The organism is Maribacter thermophilus, assembly GCF_001020565.1.
Taxonomy (GTDB): domain Bacteria; phylum Bacteroidota; class Bacteroidia; order Flavobacteriales; family Flavobacteriaceae; genus Maribacter; species Maribacter thermophilus.
The window spans coordinates 844,221-861,439 of the sequence record NZ_LDAS01000001.1; the positions used below are offsets into that span (position 1 = coordinate 844,221).

General features: G+C 40.6%; 14 protein-coding genes and 1 riboswitch. Of the genes, 5 read left to right on the forward strand and 9 right to left on the reverse strand.

Annotated features, from left to right (window positions below; all coding sequences use genetic code 11):
- Positions 1 to 253 precede the first annotated feature (253 nt).
- Both AB657_RS03650 and AB657_RS03655 read right to left on the reverse strand, forming a co-directional pair.
- The gene (locus tag AB657_RS03650) at positions 254 to 1,924 is read right to left on the reverse strand and encodes a DUF6377 domain-containing protein (protein WP_052958614.1); all 1,671 of its coding nucleotides are present in this window, start codon (positions 1,922 to 1,924) and stop codon (positions 254 to 256) included.
- A gap of 359 nt (positions 1,925 to 2,283) precedes the next feature.
- Positions 2,284 to 2,985, reverse strand: a complete 702-nt coding sequence (locus AB657_RS03655) for a response regulator transcription factor (protein ID WP_047245251.1) — start codon at positions 2,983 to 2,985, stop codon at positions 2,284 to 2,286.
- A gap of 220 nt (positions 2,986 to 3,205) precedes the next feature.
- Here AB657_RS03655 and AB657_RS03660 point away from each other — a divergent pair, with 220 nt between their 5' ends.
- Entirely contained in the window at positions 3,206 to 4,495 is a 1,290-nt protein-coding gene (locus AB657_RS03660; RefSeq protein WP_047245252.1) for an aryl-sulfate sulfotransferase, read from the forward strand.
- Positions 4,496 to 4,876: 381 nt separating this feature from the next.
- A complete protein-coding gene (locus AB657_RS03665; protein WP_047245253.1) occupies positions 4,877 to 5,257 on the forward strand; it encodes a response regulator in 381 nt (126 codons plus the stop codon).
- Between the two features lie 101 nt (positions 5,258 to 5,358).
- On the opposite strand, the gene AB657_RS03670 is transcribed toward AB657_RS03665, so the two are convergent.
- From AB657_RS03670 to AB657_RS03690, 5 genes are all read right to left on the reverse strand, one after another.
- On the reverse strand, positions 5,359 to 6,138 hold the full coding sequence (locus tag AB657_RS03670) for a C40 family peptidase (protein WP_047245254.1): 780 nt from the start codon (positions 6,136 to 6,138) through the stop codon (positions 5,359 to 5,361).
- Positions 6,139 to 6,242: 104 nt separating this feature from the next.
- Entirely contained in the window at positions 6,243 to 7,136 is an 894-nt protein-coding gene (locus AB657_RS03675; RefSeq protein ID WP_157491565.1) for a hypothetical protein, read from the reverse strand.
- A 379-nt stretch (positions 7,137 to 7,515) separates the two neighbouring features.
- Positions 7,516 to 8,085, reverse strand: a complete 570-nt coding sequence (locus tag AB657_RS03680; protein ID WP_047245256.1) for a dual specificity protein phosphatase family protein — start codon at positions 8,083 to 8,085, stop codon at positions 7,516 to 7,518.
- 121 nt (positions 8,086 to 8,206) lie between these two features.
- Positions 8,207 to 9,307, reverse strand: a complete 1,101-nt coding sequence (locus AB657_RS03685; protein WP_047245257.1) for an acyltransferase family protein — start codon at positions 9,305 to 9,307, stop codon at positions 8,207 to 8,209.
- A 27-nt stretch (positions 9,308 to 9,334) separates the two neighbouring features.
- On the reverse strand, positions 9,335 to 9,922 hold the full coding sequence (locus AB657_RS03690) for an ankyrin repeat domain-containing protein (protein ID WP_047245258.1): 588 nt from the start codon (positions 9,920 to 9,922) through the stop codon (positions 9,335 to 9,337).
- A 220-nt stretch (positions 9,923 to 10,142) separates the two neighbouring features.
- On the opposite strand from AB657_RS03690, the gene AB657_RS03695 reads away from it, so the two are divergent.
- Positions 10,143 to 12,224 carry a helix-turn-helix domain-containing protein gene (locus AB657_RS03695; RefSeq protein ID WP_047245259.1) on the forward strand — a complete coding sequence of 694 codons (2,082 nt, stop codon included), beginning with the start codon at positions 10,143 to 10,145 and terminating at the stop codon, positions 12,222 to 12,224.
- Between the two features lie 142 nt (positions 12,225 to 12,366).
- Here AB657_RS03695 and AB657_RS03700 read toward each other — a convergent pair whose 3' ends face one another.
- Together AB657_RS03700 and AB657_RS03705 are read right to left on the reverse strand one after the other, a co-directional pair.
- The gene (locus AB657_RS03700) at positions 12,367 to 13,947 is read right to left on the reverse strand and encodes a WG repeat-containing protein (protein ID WP_047245260.1); all 1,581 of its coding nucleotides are present in this window, start codon (positions 13,945 to 13,947) and stop codon (positions 12,367 to 12,369) included.
- Positions 13,948 to 14,064: 117 nt separating this feature from the next.
- Positions 14,065 to 14,247 carry a hypothetical protein gene (locus AB657_RS03705; RefSeq protein ID WP_047245261.1) on the reverse strand — a complete coding sequence of 61 codons (183 nt, stop codon included), beginning with the start codon at positions 14,245 to 14,247 and terminating at the stop codon, positions 14,065 to 14,067.
- 292 nt (positions 14,248 to 14,539) lie between these two features.
- A riboswitch (SAM-I-IV-variant riboswitch) is annotated at positions 14,540 to 14,636 on the forward strand.
- A gap of 47 nt (positions 14,637 to 14,683) precedes the next feature.
- On the opposite strand from AB657_RS03705, the gene AB657_RS03710 reads away from it, so the two are divergent.
- Both AB657_RS03710 and AB657_RS03715 read left to right on the forward strand, forming a co-directional pair.
- Entirely contained in the window at positions 14,684 to 16,003 is a 1,320-nt protein-coding gene (locus tag AB657_RS03710; protein ID WP_047245262.1) for a Na+/H+ antiporter NhaC family protein, read from the forward strand.
- Between the two features lie 233 nt (positions 16,004 to 16,236).
- A complete protein-coding gene (locus AB657_RS03715; protein ID WP_047245263.1) occupies positions 16,237 to 17,100 on the forward strand; it encodes an outer membrane beta-barrel protein in 864 nt (287 codons plus the stop codon).
- The last annotated feature ends 119 nt before the right edge of the window (positions 17,101 to 17,219 follow it).

Below are 17,219 nucleotides of genomic sequence, written 5' to 3' on the forward strand. Positions count from 1 at the left end.
GACATCGAATGATAAATGCCAGAAGCAAATTAAACCTAGAAGTGGGGGTAAGTACAACGTGAAGTACTACATAAGTAGATTTATGTAATATAATTATTTAATTAAATAATTATTAATCAATCAATTAACTATATTTTAAAGAATAAATAAAGTAGTAAAATTGTATATGGTATATAGAAAAAATACGATTTTGGATTCAGTAAAATCATGAATTCGGTAATATTGTCCTGATAATTTTAGCACAAGATAAATTTTACATTATCTTTTTTACCATATTCTCAAAGTCATCTCTGTTAATAGCGCTGTTTCTGACTTTAACTCTATAATTGTAAATTGTATTTACGGAGTACCTTAAGATTTTGGCTATTTGTGAACTATTGGAGATGCCCAACCTTATTAAAGCATAAATCCGTAATTCAACGGTTAAGGTGTCTTCTTTCTTAACTTTGATTTTTTCTCCTTCTAGCAATAAATTGTTAAAGCCCTCAATAAAATTCGGGTATATGTGTAAAAAGGATTTGTCAAAATTCATGTAAAATATTTTCAATTCTTCGTCGACAACATCTTTCGACTTAATTAACTTGAGCAAATCATTGGTTTTATTGGTTACGATATATTTACGCACGGTTTTTCGATAAACGTCCAGCTTATCAATGTACTCTGAATATAAGTTTAAAAAGGCTCCTATATATTGTTCTTTTATAGAATCTACGGCAGAAAGTTCTTCGTACAATCTTTTTAGGTCATTATTTGTAAAGCTTAGCTGTTCGTTGAGGCTCTTAAGTTGTAAGTTGGCAGTTTTAAGATCTTCTTTGCCCAACTTAATTTTTTTATATTGCCTATAAATGAAAAACAAGGCTGTCATTAATATTGCCGACAAAAGACTAATGAACACTAGCTGTTTTTTAAGCTTGCTACTTTGCTTGAGGTTTTCTGTTTCATAAGATTTTGAAATGACGGGTAATACATTGGAAATATCCAAAAACCTTAATTTCGAATTGTAAAATTTTGCATCTTCAAAAGAGAAGTTAATGTATTTATGGGCTCTTTTAACGTCGCCTTCCTCAAATAGGATAACGGCTAAATTAGCCATGGAAGCATTGTCTTTTACGGAGGATTGAATATCGGAAATGGCTGAAAGAATCAGAAATTTTTTCTGGTTTGACCGGTTTCCGTCCAATTCAAAACTCATATATGACCTATTAAAGGCTATCGTCGCATATTCACGTGTTCCCATTTTAGCAAGATTCAATCTTTTGGCATTAATCTCTAATGCTTTTTTTGTATCGGATTTATCTCTATAATTTTGCTCTTCAACTTCTAAAAACAGTTTAGAATTTTTATCCAGCTTGGCTATTTGTAGATTTAGCGAATCTCTATACCTAAAATATAATTGGTCGTATTTTTCACTTATGCTATTTACTCTAGACATGTTTCTAAGTTCATAATAGCATCTTTTATATATGAGGTAATATTCCCTGATCAAATCTTCGGACAAATTTGATGTGGATATCTCCTCAAGTAGATTTATGGACTCATCATATCTACCCGAGGTGGCTAAAAGTTTGGCAAGTCTTAAGGTTGATTCTTGTAATAATTCTTCATTATCGAGTTCATCGGCCAACCTTAGGTTCTTTTCAATAAAGGCCAAAGTAGCGTCAAAACTATAATACTCATATTCGTCAATTAATCTATTTGTTATATAATATTGGTTTTCTTTAGAAGCTTCAGGGTCTTCGAGTAATATTTTTAGATTATTAATTCGTTTTTCTTTAGAAAGGTCGTACTCATTTCGTTTTAACATTACCTTTTCCATTTCCAAAAGCAATGAATCAATATTTTGTGTGTACGAAATTGATGGTATGACCAGAAAAAGTATTGAAAGAACGTTAAACAATACGGGTTTTTTTATTCTTGAAGTCATGAAAGACAGTAATTTAAAATATTTCACACCTTATTCATTTCAAAATTAGTGGTTCACTTTATAAAATAGTTTGTCTAAATAGTAGGTAATATAAATGTTGGAAGGTTTAAATATAGAAATTTCACAAGTAACCGATTATGTAATTTCTTGTTGGGATTAAAATTTGTTAAGGATTTCTATTTTCCCACACCTTGCCCTCCCCTTTTATTGTCGGGTGGTGTAATTTACTCGCCCGTAGTGATCATACCCTTTGACCACGACAACAAACCCCTGGGTACCATTGAGAGCTTTGGGCTAGTTGAAAAAATTATGACCCATCGGCCTTAACAGCATTGGGTCAATGGTCACATCCCTGCACCTCAAAGCCCATTGATTATGGCATAGGCCACCAAACCGCTCGTAGTCCTCATGTTCGCCTTTTGCAGAATATTCTTTCGATGTGTACGTACGGTCTCTTGACTTATAAAAAGTTGCGCTGCGATTTGCTTGCTATTGAGCCCGCTGATCAAAAGACGTATGATTTCCTTTTCGCGTAAACTGAACAAGTCCTTTGTTTTGGTCAGTTCCGGTCGCTCGGGTCGAATATGGAAGGTTTCATTGGTCTTGCGGTTGCACAGAATAGCCTGGGGAAGCTCGGTCGGAGCAAGAAAGGAAACATCCGTAAAGACATTGACAAAAATATAAGGCACCTCGTTGTCGTCGAATGCTATGGGAATGCTTTGATGCTGAATGTTGACGGGGCTGCCGTCCTTTCGTCCGCACCGGTAAAAATAGGTCACATGAACCCATTTTCGTTCATTTTGCGGCCTTTCCAATATATATTCCATGGCGAGTTTGATTACCGACATGTTAAACGGTAGGCCTTCGGGAAGCGCGAAGCGGACCATGAACTGGGTGCCAAGTTCATAAATTTCATCGGCCATATACCCCGTAAGTGTCTCGCAATCCCCTCCTACCCTTTCAACTTTCCAGTCTTCCGTATTGCCGACAAGGATAAAGTAATTGCCAACACACCATAGCCCCTCCACCAAAGGATACCCCTTTATCAGGTCTTCGTCCAAACTGCCTTGTTTGCTGTAGTCGTGTTTCCCAAACGCACCATTCTCCTATATTCCTTTATTCTCCCAAACCAATTACCCAATAAATCCAACTATTCGCTTAACCATACAGGGCGTTCATTGATTCTTTGAATTTCAATGGAAATTTTGCGGTAATCTTGAGAATGTATAAACCAAGGCCTTAAAGTAAAGAGGCATTAACAGCTATTAAAAATTGAAGATCATGAAAAAATCAGTACTGAAAATCAAGACAAGCAGTATAGGTGTATGGCTACTATTATTTTCATTAATGACCGTGGTTGCCAGTTGTAGCAGTGACGACAATGAAGAGGTGCCAGAGGAAACTACGGACGATGATACCACAACCGAAGATGACGATGCAATAGACACCAACTCTTACATTTTAGTGGTCGATACTAGAACCGACGGCGTATTTTTAATAGACCATGACGGCAATGAACTTTTTGAATGGGATTTGGATGGGGATGAATTAGGGGACGAGGCCCAACTTTTGGATGATGGCAGTTTGCTCTTGTCGTTAAAGTCTTCCAATTCGAGCATTTCCTTTGGTGGTTATGGCGGAAAGTTCAGAAAAATAAATGCCGATCAATCCATAGATTGGGAAGTTAGCTATTCGAGCAATGATTATAGGTCGCATCACGATGTGGATTATCTGTCCAATGGGAATATCATATTTCTTGTCTGGGAAGAGGTTTCGGCTACCGAGGCCTCTGAAATGGGCTTTTCGGGAAACCATGCAATATACCCTGAGGCTATTGTGGAAATGAATCCCCTTACTGGTGAAATTGCCTGGGAATGGCATTCAAAAGACCATTTTGTTCAAGATTACGACAGTACCGCGGATAATTATGGGGTAGTCGTGGACAATCCCAATAAAATTGATGTCAATTATAACAGTAGCCAATCGGATGGTGACATCATGCACGCCAATGGCATCACGGTCGATGAAACCAACGATTTAATTTATGTAACGGTTAACTATTACAGCGAGGTATGGGTCATAGATCATAGTACGACTACCACTGAGGCAGCTTCAAGTTCGGGGGGCAACTATAATTTAGGTGGAGACTTGGTTTATCGTTTTGGAAATCCGGAAATCTATGACAATGTCGGGGATGTTACCTTGAACCGTGTTCATTATCCTAACCTTTTGGATACGAACAACATGTTGGTTTTTTCAAACAACAAATACGACGGTCAATCGGCGGTTGTTGAATTTGAGTTGAACCTACCTTATGCACTGGTTGCAGGCGAAGATAACGAACCCTCGGTTGTTTGGGAATTTACGGATACGAGTCTATATAGTTTAACAACCAGTAGTGCCGGCCGAATGAGTAATGGAAACACTTTAATTGGGGAAGGAACCGCCGGTACCATCTGGGAAGTAAACGAGAGTGGCGAGGTCTTGTGGAAGTATACCAATTACAGTGAACTTTGGAGAACCTATCCGGTGGAAATCGGCTCTCCGGCCTTGACCGCATTGGGTTTATAGTTAGGATTATTTTATAAATGTGTAAATGAAAAAATAGCGAGGGCATGGCCCTCGCTATTTTTTTATCCAAATTTCATCATAATTGTATATGATAGGTGTTCACAGTTTTAACCATTGTTAAAAAACCAGTTGTAGTTTACGATCAAGTCATTCATATTTGAGATGGTCACGTTAGAAATTGCTGAGGTTCCAGAGGTGTTTAAATCACTTACATCTCTTCATTCAGGTTTTGTAAAAGATGTTCATTTATTTAATAGAGTATGTTATAACCTTGAAATCAACGGATTTTTACACTTTTACGGGGACTTTTGCACCTTTCGTCCAAATTAATTTCTCTTTGTGAGACAATAGGGTAGTTTTAAATCCCCGAAACCAAAAAATATGAAACTAGACCTTGTTATTGTGGACGACTCCTCGCTTTGGTTGTCCTTGGCAGAAAATCTTGCCAAAACCCATCCTTTTATAGGCCGTATAACCTCTTTTCTTGATTCTTACGATGCCTGGGTATATATACAGGTAGCCAAACCAAAAGCCGTATTGACCGATATTGAAATGCCCGGTATGGATGGATTTTCCTTTCTGGAAATGTTCTCCAACCGAATGTCATTTATATCCAGTTCTACCAAACAAAGTTTTGAGAGTACCGCAAGAGAACTTGGATGTGCCGATTTCATCACAAAGCCTTATACAAAAAGTGAGTTTCATGGTTCAATCGATTTGGTTCGTAATCAATTGGAAGGAAGAACACCCGATTTAATATAATATCTTTCTTAGTAGCGATTTACCAATATGTATGGTCGCTTACTTCACTACCTATTATCTAGGTGGGTTCCGCTAAATATTAATGGTTTGGTGAATGAAGGCTAGAGCACCTGCTCATCGTTCAGCCAACGCTGTAAGAGCGTTTCGTTATGGGATATGGGAACAAGGTAAAAGGTATCGAATTTTTTAAAGACCCTTGATTCCTTAAGCGTTTCCATACAAACTGATACCGGGGACAGATAGTTGGAATGGATGAGGAACAACTCCCCTTCCCTTTTTAAAAGATAGCCTACATGACCTTCGTCAAAACCTATAAAATAAAGGCCTTCTTTGGTCAACCTATCTATTTCTTCATGGGCTTCTTCAGGTGTATCCTGTTTTACTTTGTCGATGGGCGCACCACAGCTGATCATTTTGGCCTCATCAATGGGTGATTTTTGGGCCAGTTTATAGCGATTGAGGTTTAGACCCATATCGCGCAAGGTGGTCGATACAAAATAACCGCAGGCAATTTTCCCTTGCTTGGGTACGGTCGTATGCCCTCCCCAACTCCACGGGGTACCGTACCAATGGGGTATGATCTTGTCTACCAACTGGTCGGTAAAGGCGGTTTTAACAGTTTTAAGGGAAACCGAGCCTTTGCGAAACTCGTCCCTTAAACGCATACGAAGTTGCCCTGCACTCATCTTGGTATGGGTATATGAAGCTGTAATACTGTCCGAAGCTGACGTAGGGGTGCTAGGTCTCCCCTTTGTAAAACGTTCTGCTCCTACTTTTGAGGAAACCGTTTCGACAACCGCGATATGAATAGCTTCCCCGTCCGTTATAGGCGGTATTTCATTGGCAAGCCCGAAACTAAGAAGTAGGGAAAAAAAGAGCATGTTCTTATATCGATTATAGGGGTTTGTCCTATTAAGGTAACGTATTAATTAGTTGTACATTACACTGTAGGTGTTAATTTTTTGATTTACTCGATGTAATGCCCTTAAACATTCAGGTTTACCGCCCACCAAACCTCGTAGTCCCTGGGTATCAAGGGGCGATAACTTTGAAAACCTTGATCGGCTATTCGAAGTCCGACAATCTTATTTTTTTCATCACGTACATAGTTGATAAAAATAAAGGAATGGCCGTAGGGGTCTAGCTTTTCCACATCCGTACCTTGTACTACCTGTTCATAATCTTTGCGGTACCGCCATACTTGCATCATGGCACCGGGTTTTAATTGGCCGTTCCAAATTCCTGTCGAATCGACCAAGCTGCCCATTCCAGCGTATGCCAAGGCTCCCGCATTGCCCTTGCCCCGATAGGCTTTTGGAAGGCTCTTCCACCCCTCGCTTTCATCGGAGGCCGTAGCGTATAACAGGTTAAAGACCTGTTTGGGCGTATATAGTTTTGTGGCCATGCTATCGGGAAGGTCTTGGTAGGGCAAATGGCCGTGAACCTCTTTATAGGCCTGGGTAAAACGCCCCTTGCTTACCGTAAGGCAATGCCCTCCGGGTTCTTTGTTTTCACTGTTCAGATAATTCTCCACGATTTTTTGGGCAACGGGACTGGATTTGGCCAAAAAGGCTTCCCAAGACGCATCCTCTTCCTTCTCCGTCAGGTTGTCCTTTTGGTCCAAGGAGTCCAGTTCTGTTGGTGTTGGGGGTGTTTTAAGGCTGATGTATTTGTGTACGTGAAAGTCAAGATTCACTGCCACTTCCGTCGTTTGGTTTTTATTTTCCTGTGTTTGGTTTTCCGTTGCTTCCAACGGTGCGGTTTTTGCCTCGTCTGGCCGGTTAGAGGCACAGCTGTAAATCATTAGGGCGATTAACATCAAACATAAAGGGGAAACACTATAATTCTTTTGTAAGATATTAATGGGTATGTCTTTCATTTTTAAGCCAGTGTTCAGGTTTGCCATCATGGAATCTGCTCAGTTGGGCCCTTACATTCACGCATGGTTTACAACTAATACCACAAAAATACAAAGGTACCAAATTTACGGGGGTATCGATTTGCATAAGCTTGAAATAACTTGCCGTGATATGTCTTATAAACCTGTCATATACGTTTTGTGCCGTACATTTTGTACATAAAAGCCGAGCGGTATTTTTTAAAGTCCTATTAAAACTGTAGATCCCGCTCCTATCGTAAGGTGGTTTCCCTACAGTTTTAGTTAGTACCATGCGGCCCTGTAGGCTACGAAAGTTGTAGATGGAACAGGGCCGGATAAATTTCCGGCCCTTGTTTTTTTGTGGATTGTACATTGATCATTAGAAGCTGCTTTCTTGCCTTAATTTCTTTTTGAGCGTATCAACGTCCAAAGACTCAAGTAGGGTAATCAGATTGGGAAACCTGCCTTGGTGGTAGCCAAAACGGTCTTCGGTAAATTCGGCAATGGCCTGCTCCTTGCTCCAGTTGTCGAAAACAATTCTATAGGCGGCCACAATGGCCCCGGTTCTATCGGAACCGTGCCAGCAGTGCACAAGTACGGGTTTCTCCGCTTGTTGTAATAGGTACAAGGCATTAAAAATATCCACTTCGTCCAATTTGGAGGCTTTTAAGGGAATACGATCCAAATGCAGGTCGCTGTCCTTTAGTTTCTTTTCATCCGTTTTTTGGCGTCTAAGGTTCAGGATGGATTTTATGCCCATTGCTTCCAACTCCTGCATCCCTTTTTTCGAGGGTTGTTCGGAACGGTATAACTGATCACTTACCTTATAGAAATTATGAAAGTGATCGGAGGCCATTTTTTCTGACACTCCCTCTTGAAGCGCTTCGTTGGGCAAGGAAAATGCCAATGATAACAAGGCTAGGAGTATAAAAGCGGATAATTTATGCATGGTATTGTACAATGGAAAGACAAAGATAGGAAAGAGAGATAAATGTAATCGGGGGCTCCTCCCTTTTGGCGGTAAAAAATCCAGCCCCAGTATTTTCCGAGGCCGGATGTTAATAGACTATTTAAATAGCTTCCTTGGCCGTAGGATGCCCTTGCAATGATTTTTCCTTTGGTGATTTTTCCAAGCGTAGCCCGAACAAGGGACGTAAAACCCTAACTCTACGGATCAAAAAATCGTATAGTATAAAACAGGTCGTAAAGGTAAATACGGTAATGGCTATGAACTGTAAAAAGGGATGTATGTTTAAGGGGAGGATCAACCAAGCCCCTAAATACAAGGCGAACATATGGATGATATACACAGGGTATGCCGCCTTGCTCAAATAGGCCAACAGTTGGCTGGGCCTGTTAAGGTATTGGAAGAAGAGACCGAAAATACCGAATATCCAACAGGTCGATTCCAAGGCCATCAAATAGCCTGGGGCTTCCATATGGTACGCTATAAGTCGTAGGGTGTACAGCCCTACTGCCAGTGCCAAATAGCCCCATTTCCATTTTTTCAGGGTATTCCAGAACGGACTACCGATATAGACGAACAGGTATCCGAAAAAGAAAGCCAGGGCTCCCAGAAAAAAGCCGTGCCAGGTTTCGGCATAAAGGGAGTAGATCTGTGGCTTTACCAAAATGGCCTCCAGTACAAAGAACAGGGAAACGGTCAGTGGCCCCGCCACGGTACCCATCAATTTTTCCAATAGCTTTTTAAGCCTTGCTCCGTGATGCTTCAACAGAAGAAAAACAGGAAGAAAAAGAAGGACATAAGCAAAAATATTGCCCAAAAACCACAGATGGCCCGTATGGGGATAGTAGCTCAAAGGTTGCTTGTAGAAGGCTTGAAAAAGATACATGTGCAGGGGCGAAATGGCCACAATGCCAAACAGGAAGGGTATAAGTATACGTTGTGTACGTTCTCCTATCAGTTGTTTCCAGTTGCGCTTCCGCATGGCGAAAAAGAGCCCCATTCCCGATACAAAAAACAGGATGGGAATGCGCCAAACGTTGAGCAGGGTCATGGGTACCCATAATTCTTCAAGCGCGTTTTCACTGCGCACGAAGCCAACGAACATGGCCCAGGGCTGAAAAACAATGGCTATATGGTAGATCAATAACAAGGCTATGGCGATGACCCTTAGCCAGTCTATATCGTAACGTCGAACGGTTTTCATGACTGTTGTTTTTTGAATGGTTATATGTTATTGCAACATTATTGCAATGACAGGACGTGCCTTTTCAATCTCGGCCAAGTTTAAATCCAATCCAATAGGCCCCAATTGCTGCTGCATCATTTCATAGATGGGTTTCATGTCCTCAAAAGGGCCGGAAACAGATTCTCGGGCAGTGACCCCGTAGTTGTTCTTGGTGGTTAGATCGGCTTTGGCATCTATAAGTAATTGCACCAGTTCTACCCTGCCAAAAAATGCGGCCACGTGAAGGGCGGTGGAACCGTCGTTGTTTTTTATTTCAAGATCGGCACCGGCATCGATAAGAGCCTCGGCTATCTCGGTCTTATCAAAAGTTATGGCCGACATTAAAGGGGTAGCACCACTTAAAGCATCTTTTTCGTCTAGGTCTGTGCCAGCTTCGATATGCTGCTTTACGGCCTCTAGGTTGCCAGTTACCACGGCCTGTGTAAGGGGAATATCGGGTGTGCTTACTTCGGTCTTGGCCATGGCTTGGTCATTGTTCTTTTGTTTTTGTTGTCCACAGGCGGTTAAGCACAGGGCCATAATAAGAAGTACATAACTCATTTGTCTAAATGGATTGTTTTTTGATGTTTTCATGATTTTACTTTTTTGTGATTTGACTAATAATTTAATATTCCAAAGGTCCCATGAATGCTGACGCAGCACTAATCACGTATGGGGCAATGTATATAAGCCTTGCGGAAGTGATAAAAATTATGGCGCAAGCATATAAATTATGATGCAACTCCCTTATTTTTATCTTGGCACGTATTCGATTATATTTGTTTAACCCGTGGCCCGCCACCAAAAAAATACCATGCCGAACCCGTTAAAAGGAAGTCCGTTTACCGAGCAGGCCGAAGCCTTGGTCTTAGCGCATTTGAGCGATGAGCATTTTGGGGTATCGGAACTGGCAGCGGCCATGCACATGAGCCGTTCCAACCTTTTGCGGAAATGTAAAAAACAGACACAGTTATCAGCCAGTCAGTTTATTCGGCAGGTACGCCTACAACAGGCGATGGAGCTGTTGAAGGATTCCGACCTTACGGTTTCCGAGGTTTCCTATCGCGTGGGTTTTGGCAGTACTTCCTATTTTATCAAATGTTTTAGGGAACACTATGGCTATCCCCCCGGGGAAGTGGGCAAACACGCTGTGACGGAAACGATTCGTGATTCCGAGCAGGTCCCCGAAAAACCGCTTTCCTTTTTAAAACGCTTTCAATGGCCTTTGATAGGGGCAATTTTGTTGTTGCTCATAGGGTCCCTTTTTTTGTGGAACCCCTTCTCCCCGGGTTCCGGGGCTTCCCAGAGACCCGATATTGAAAAATCGATTGCGGTGCTTCCCTTTAAAAACGAGAGTAGCGATTCGACCAATCTTTATTTTGTAAACGGTCTTATGGAGGCCGCCTTGGGGAACCTGCAGAAGATTGAGGATCTAAGGGTGGTCAGCCGTACTTCGGTAGAAAAATATCGCAATTCCGACAAGAACATCGGTGAGATAGCCTCCGACCTGGGGGTCAGTTATATTGTGGAGGGCAGCGGGCAGAAAGTGGGCGATCAGGTACTGCTGAACATACGGTTGATAGATGCCGCTACCGATTCTCGCATCTGGGGACAACAATATACCCACGAAGTGGTAGATATTTTTACCCTGCAGAACGAAGTGGCCAAAAAGATCGCCAATGCCGTTGAGGCGAACGTGACCCCTTCGGAATGGGAACAGATCGATAAAAAACCTACCGATAACCTGGTAGCCTATGATTACTACCTCAAGGCCCAAGAGCCTTTTTTATTGAGATCGGAAGTAGGCTTGCAAGAAGCTATTCCTTTGTTTGAAAAAGCCCTGGAAGAAGATCCCGAGTTTGCCCTGGTCTATGCCGATCTAGCCATTGCCTATTATTATTTGGACCTTTATAAAAAGGAAAAGAAGTACACGGAGCAAATTAACAATTATGCCGATAAGGCCCTGCTCTACGATCCCAAGCTTGCCGAAAGTCTTATGGCCAAAGCCCTTTACTACCAGCATACGGGTGATTATCGCTTGGCAGTGCCCCACCTTCAGAAAGCATTGGAATACAATCCGAATTCCTCGGCGGTGGTACAGATGCTGGCCCTCCTGTATTCCAATTTTATACCCGATACGGGAAAATACTTGGAGTATGCCTTGAAGGGAATCCAATTGGATATTGCGGCCAATGATTCCGTAGGAAAGAGTTACATCTATCTGAATTTGGGCAATGCCCTGATTCAATCGGGTTTTACCGAAGAGGCCTTGGATTATATTGAAACGTCTCTGCGGTTCAATCCACAGAATTACTACGCGCCCTACGTAAAGGCCTATATTTTATACGCCAAGGAAAGGGATTTGCAACAAACCCTTAACCTTATCAAAACGGAGTTGCAAAAAGACACTAACCGCTTGGATATTTTACAGGAAACCGCCAAGTTGCATTATTTTAAAAGGGAATACGACAGTGCTTACCACTATTATAAGCGGTTTGATGAAATTAGAACATCGAAAGGATTGGCCATCTATCCCCAAGAAGATATTAAACTTGCCTTGGTATATGAAAAAATGGGGTTTGTCGAAGAGGCTTCCCGTTTTTTCAAGATGTATGTAGACTATTGTGAACGGGATCGATCCATTTATAAGCCGGCCAGTATGGCGGTCAGATATGCCCATGAGGGAAAGCTCGACATGGCGATTGCCCAACTCAAGGAATTTGCATCTAAAAACCATTATCAATACTGGATCCTGCTTTTTATGAAATTGGATCCCGCAATAGCACCTTTACAAAAACATCCGGAATTTGAATCGGTGATGCAAAAAATCGAAGATCGGTTTTGGGAGAACCACTATCGGTTGCAGGAAACCTTGAAGGCGAAGGAATTGCTTTAGTAGATAGTAGGGCATCCCTCCTCACCCATTAATTTTTTACATAAAAAGAATGTTGCAACAGTCTTTGGTGTTCTTAATTCCATAAAAAAAGCAACTACTTAATTAGCAGTTGCTTTTTACAATTTGATAAGCTCCCAAGTTATTATTTCTTTTTCTTTTTCTTTGGTGGGCTCAAGGTTTCTTGGCAAAGGGCGGTATCGATTTTTTCTCCACTGGGTTTGTAACAATGTACAGGTTTCTTACGCTTTCCATAGCTATCGTAAAAGAACAATATTCCCTTTTGGTATCCGGCCTTGCCCATGTATTTTCCTGGAGGTATAATTGTTTTTCCTTCCATATCTATGATAGAGCTGGTGCCATCGACATGACGTATCTTTCCGAATTTAGTCTCGTGCAGTACGTAATAATCCCTAAAACCGGAGGCAATCACCTTTTTATGCTTTATAGAGAATAACGCCATATCGTCTTTGCCCTCGGCATCTTTGCGCTTTAGTAAATGATTTTGGTTTCTATTGACGCTGTTATAGGTTTTGTATCCTTCCGATGGATCTACAATAAATGATTTATTGTCATAATCATATATTCCGACCGACCCGTTGGAAACCAATACGGCCAATTCTGGATGGTTGCTATCAATGTTTATTTGATCATAGAAATGGTCGAAAAGTTCTGATTGTGCGGCTATATCAAAAAGATTCATATGGCCATTTTCGTCATATACGATAAAACTGGCGCCATTGTAATCCATTTTTGAATAATTAAAGGGAATAACGGTGTTGTTATTGGAATCTACAGCACCCCACTTCCCCTCTTTTTTTACAAAGAAAGTATCGGTAAACAAGATGTGTTTTGTACGTTCTCCAATTTGTCTGAATGTGTTAAATGGTTTCAGCTCTTCATACGTTGCGGGAATACTCCATTTTTTGTTGGCCATATCGTAGACCCCCCACATATCGGTGTCACCATCGGTAGCTATTATCTTCTCGTTAAAAGAGACAAAAGTGTTTACCTGCTGTACATTGGGTACTTCATTATAAGGAAAAATACGACCAATTTTCACGGGCAAGGTACTCTTGTCCTTAACATTTATTATTTCTGTGGTTCCATCTTCCTGTTTAAGAAGAAAATAATCGTTTGCTATTTGTCTTACACTTGTATATTTCGCTTTTAACACGATATCACCTTGTGCGTTTATTAAACCTTCTTGTAAGGAGTATCCACCACTTTTGCTGGGATCGGGCTTGTCATAGTGAACCGTAAAATAGTCGGTATCGGTACTTAAATAGTGGTCGTAGACACGGGCCATGTTAGAAGAAAAATAATAATCTCCCATAGAACCGATTTCGGTTTGTACTTTCTCGCCCATAGCATTATAGCCCTGAATGTTAATGTACCTTTGTTCTTCTTTTTGGCCCGTGTCATTTGTTCCAGTCACGGGTTGGCCTGTAAAGAATATGTTGGCCGAAGACATGTCGGTCTTAAAATCGTATAGCTGGTCCATTATGTTACCAGAGGTGTCCATAAAGGTGGACTTATCCTTTTTACTGACATTCAAATAGCCATTTATAAAATAGAGTCCGTAGTTGTCAAAATTGTTGTCCTTGGCCTTTTGAAGCAATTCTTCCGGGACGTTGTCGTAAGTTTTGTCAATGAGCACATATTGTTCTTGCGCAAAAATTGAGTTGAAGAAAAGGAACGAGGCAATAATGGGTAATAATCTCATTTGTTGTTGTTTAAAGTTGATTTTATTGTGTTGGATCAATGTATGGTCAGCAGTGGTATTGGTAGAATTTTAAGGCTCTTAACCAGAGCGTCTATGCGATATTGACCTCAATGCTAATTAAAGATGGCCATTTTTGAACCTGCCTTTGATAGCGCTACTATCGAGGGTATCAAAACCAAGAATCGCACTATAATAATAGACCAAAGACTGTAATTGGGGGTTACTGTCCATAGCGGTTACCTTGGCATGGATAGGGTTGGGAAAAAAGGAAATGCTTATTAGATGAAATAGTATTCTCATAAGGTAAAGTGCTGGGGGTAGGTTACGTTGTCCAAGTTTTTGTTAAAGGGATTATAACGGGCATGTTATGGATTTATTATGGTCATTGCTGCTATAAAATTCGTGGAGGAAACAACATAAAACAAGAGGTAGATTATAAATGATTGTTAATAAAAGTTTTAGGTGAGATGGCCCTGGATTATTTTTTTACAAGTCTTGGAGGCGGGGCTGATGGAATAGATCTAAACAAAGATCACGAATTAACTTTTTTTTAAAAACAAAGAAGGTTTTAAGCTTTACTTTTGCCGGCTTAAATTAATATCAAGAATCTCAAAAAGGAGATAGCAACCTGCAATAACAAGCAAGGTGCTAAATAGATAGGCCAATCCGTTGGAACAAATGTTAACCCATACGTCCTCGTCTTTGCAGCTGTTTCCTTTTTAAAATATACAGAGAAATGGCAGTTACAACCAAAATAACCCCTAAATTTTCGGCGTTAATACCTCTTTTTGTTTTTGTTTTTACATTTCTGGGCGTTGGTATCTATCAAAACGATTTTTACGCCCTGCCCGCTCCTATTGCGGTTATAGTTGGTGTTATTGTGGCGTTCTTAATGTTCGGGCAATCTATATCTACAAAAATAAGTACCTTTTTAAAAGGTTGTGGTGACGAGAAGATATTGACCATGTGCTTGATCTATCTGTTGGCCGGAGCCTTTGCTGCCATAACCACCAAAACTGGTAGTGTGGATGCCATCGTTAATATGGGGTTAGACTTTATCGCCCTTCAGTATATATATGTGGGAATATTTGTCATCGCAGGATTTTTATCGGTCTCCACGGGTACCTCGGTGGGGTCTATAGTAGCATTGGCCCCTATCGTAGTGGGCTTTGCCAATGAAAGCAGTGCCGATTTGACACTTTTGTGCGGTGCCTTATTGGGTGGCAGTATGTTCGGTGATAATTTATCGGTAATCTCCGATACCACCATTGCAGCTACTCAATCCCTAGAATGTAAAATGAGTGATAAATTTAGGCAGAATATCAAAATTGCCCTACCTGCGGCTCTATTTACGATGGGTATTCTACTCTTTCAGGGTTGGGACCTTACATCTGTCGAAACGGAGGCGGCCACATATAGCTATTCGGTGTTAAAAATACTGCCCTATGTCTTGGTCATTGTTCTCTCTATTATAGGTGTAAATGTATTTGTGACTTTGTTACTCGGAGTTCTTTCAGCCGGACTCTTGGGAATCGTTTCAGGGGATTTTACCTTAATGGAATCGACCCGGATCGCCTATACAGGGTTTACCAATATGACAGAGATTTTTTTATTATCCCTGCTTACGGGAGGTTTGGCCGCCTTAGTGGAAAAAAATGGAGGAATCGATTATATTTTGGTCAATATAAAAAAACGCATCAAAAGCAAGAAAACGGCCCAGTTGGGTATCGCGACCTTGGTGGGCACGACCAATATGGCCATTGCCAATAATACCGTATCCATTATTATAACCGGACCCATCGCCAAGATTATAAACGATGACTACGGTCTGGATAATAAGAGCACCGCTTCAATTCTGGATATTTTTGCCTGTATTTCTCAAGGGTTGCTACCCTACGGAGCACAGGTCTTAATGATTTTGAGCTTTTCAAATGGTAGGTTGGACTATCTAGATCTGGTATTCAATACTTGGTATCTGTTGCTATTGCTAATATATACATTGATATACATAAATTTCAGTTCTATATGGAATAAACGTCCTAAAAATTTATTTTAGTATCATGTTCATACTTGATTATTATAGATATTTTTCAATGTTAAAAAGGGAATGCATTTGCAAGAAATTTCTTTTTAAAAGTATCTTTGCGATCCCAAATTGATCGGGGCTCGGATTAAGCTATGAATCACTGATCCATTTAGAAAGGATAGCATCTTTCTGTGTACATACTCTCTCTAAAACATAGCTTTAATACATCCGGGTTTTAATTATTTAAAACTAAAATTATTAGTATGAAACATTTAATTACAGCATGTACGGCTGTTTTGATCGGTGCAGTATCTTATGGACAGATGGAAGTTTCCGTAAGTACCGGTTATGCCATTGGTAGTGCCACTATGAAATTAGGGGAGCGCGTAAGCGTTTCCAATACAGAAAACTCATATGGGAGTTATGGTGAAGGAGCCAATGTTCAGATAAGGGGAACGTATTATTTTGATGATTCTTTTGGGGTGGATTTAGGTTTTGGTTATTTACAAGGTACGGATCAAGACATATCTAAGGTCGATTTACCGAATACAGAAGTAGATGCGGTTGCCAGGGCCCGTGCCTTTGGAGCTTCGGCCTCGTTGGTCTATAAATTTACCAACAGCCTCTACGGTCGCTTTGGGGCCTTGATCAAAATGGGTGGTAAAACGGAAGCGGTAGTATATCAGAAATCCGTTTTTTCAGAAGCCGAGGCCGAAGCCTTTGGTGTACCGGAAGGTTCGTACTCCGAAACGCGTTATAAGGAAGATTACCATGGGAAATTTCCATTGGGATTTGTAGGTGCTATGGGTTATAAGTTCAACTTAAGCCCCAATTTCAGCCTTTTTGTAGAGGCCGAGTACTACGGTATCAGTTTAAAAAGAAAAGATTCGGAAATTTCGGAATTTAATACCGATGTAGTACTGCCAGATGGTACGGTTGCCGTAAGCGGATATTATAACTTGGATAATCTTCCCGAAGGTTATGTACGCAAAACCAATTATGAGGATGAGCTGTCAAATACAAATACGGACACTTCAAAGAAATTATCGCAAAAAGTACCGTATTCATCGTTCGGACTTAATTTTGGACTTACCTATAAATTTAAGGCTTCCCAGAAAGATAAATAAATAGTTTTGTGAAATTTTAATTGTTCATAAATCAATTGGCAGCCCCGTTAAATATCGTTTTTAGCGGGGCTGTTTTTTTATATGAAACACAGTACGGTATACTATCTTTTTTAGATATA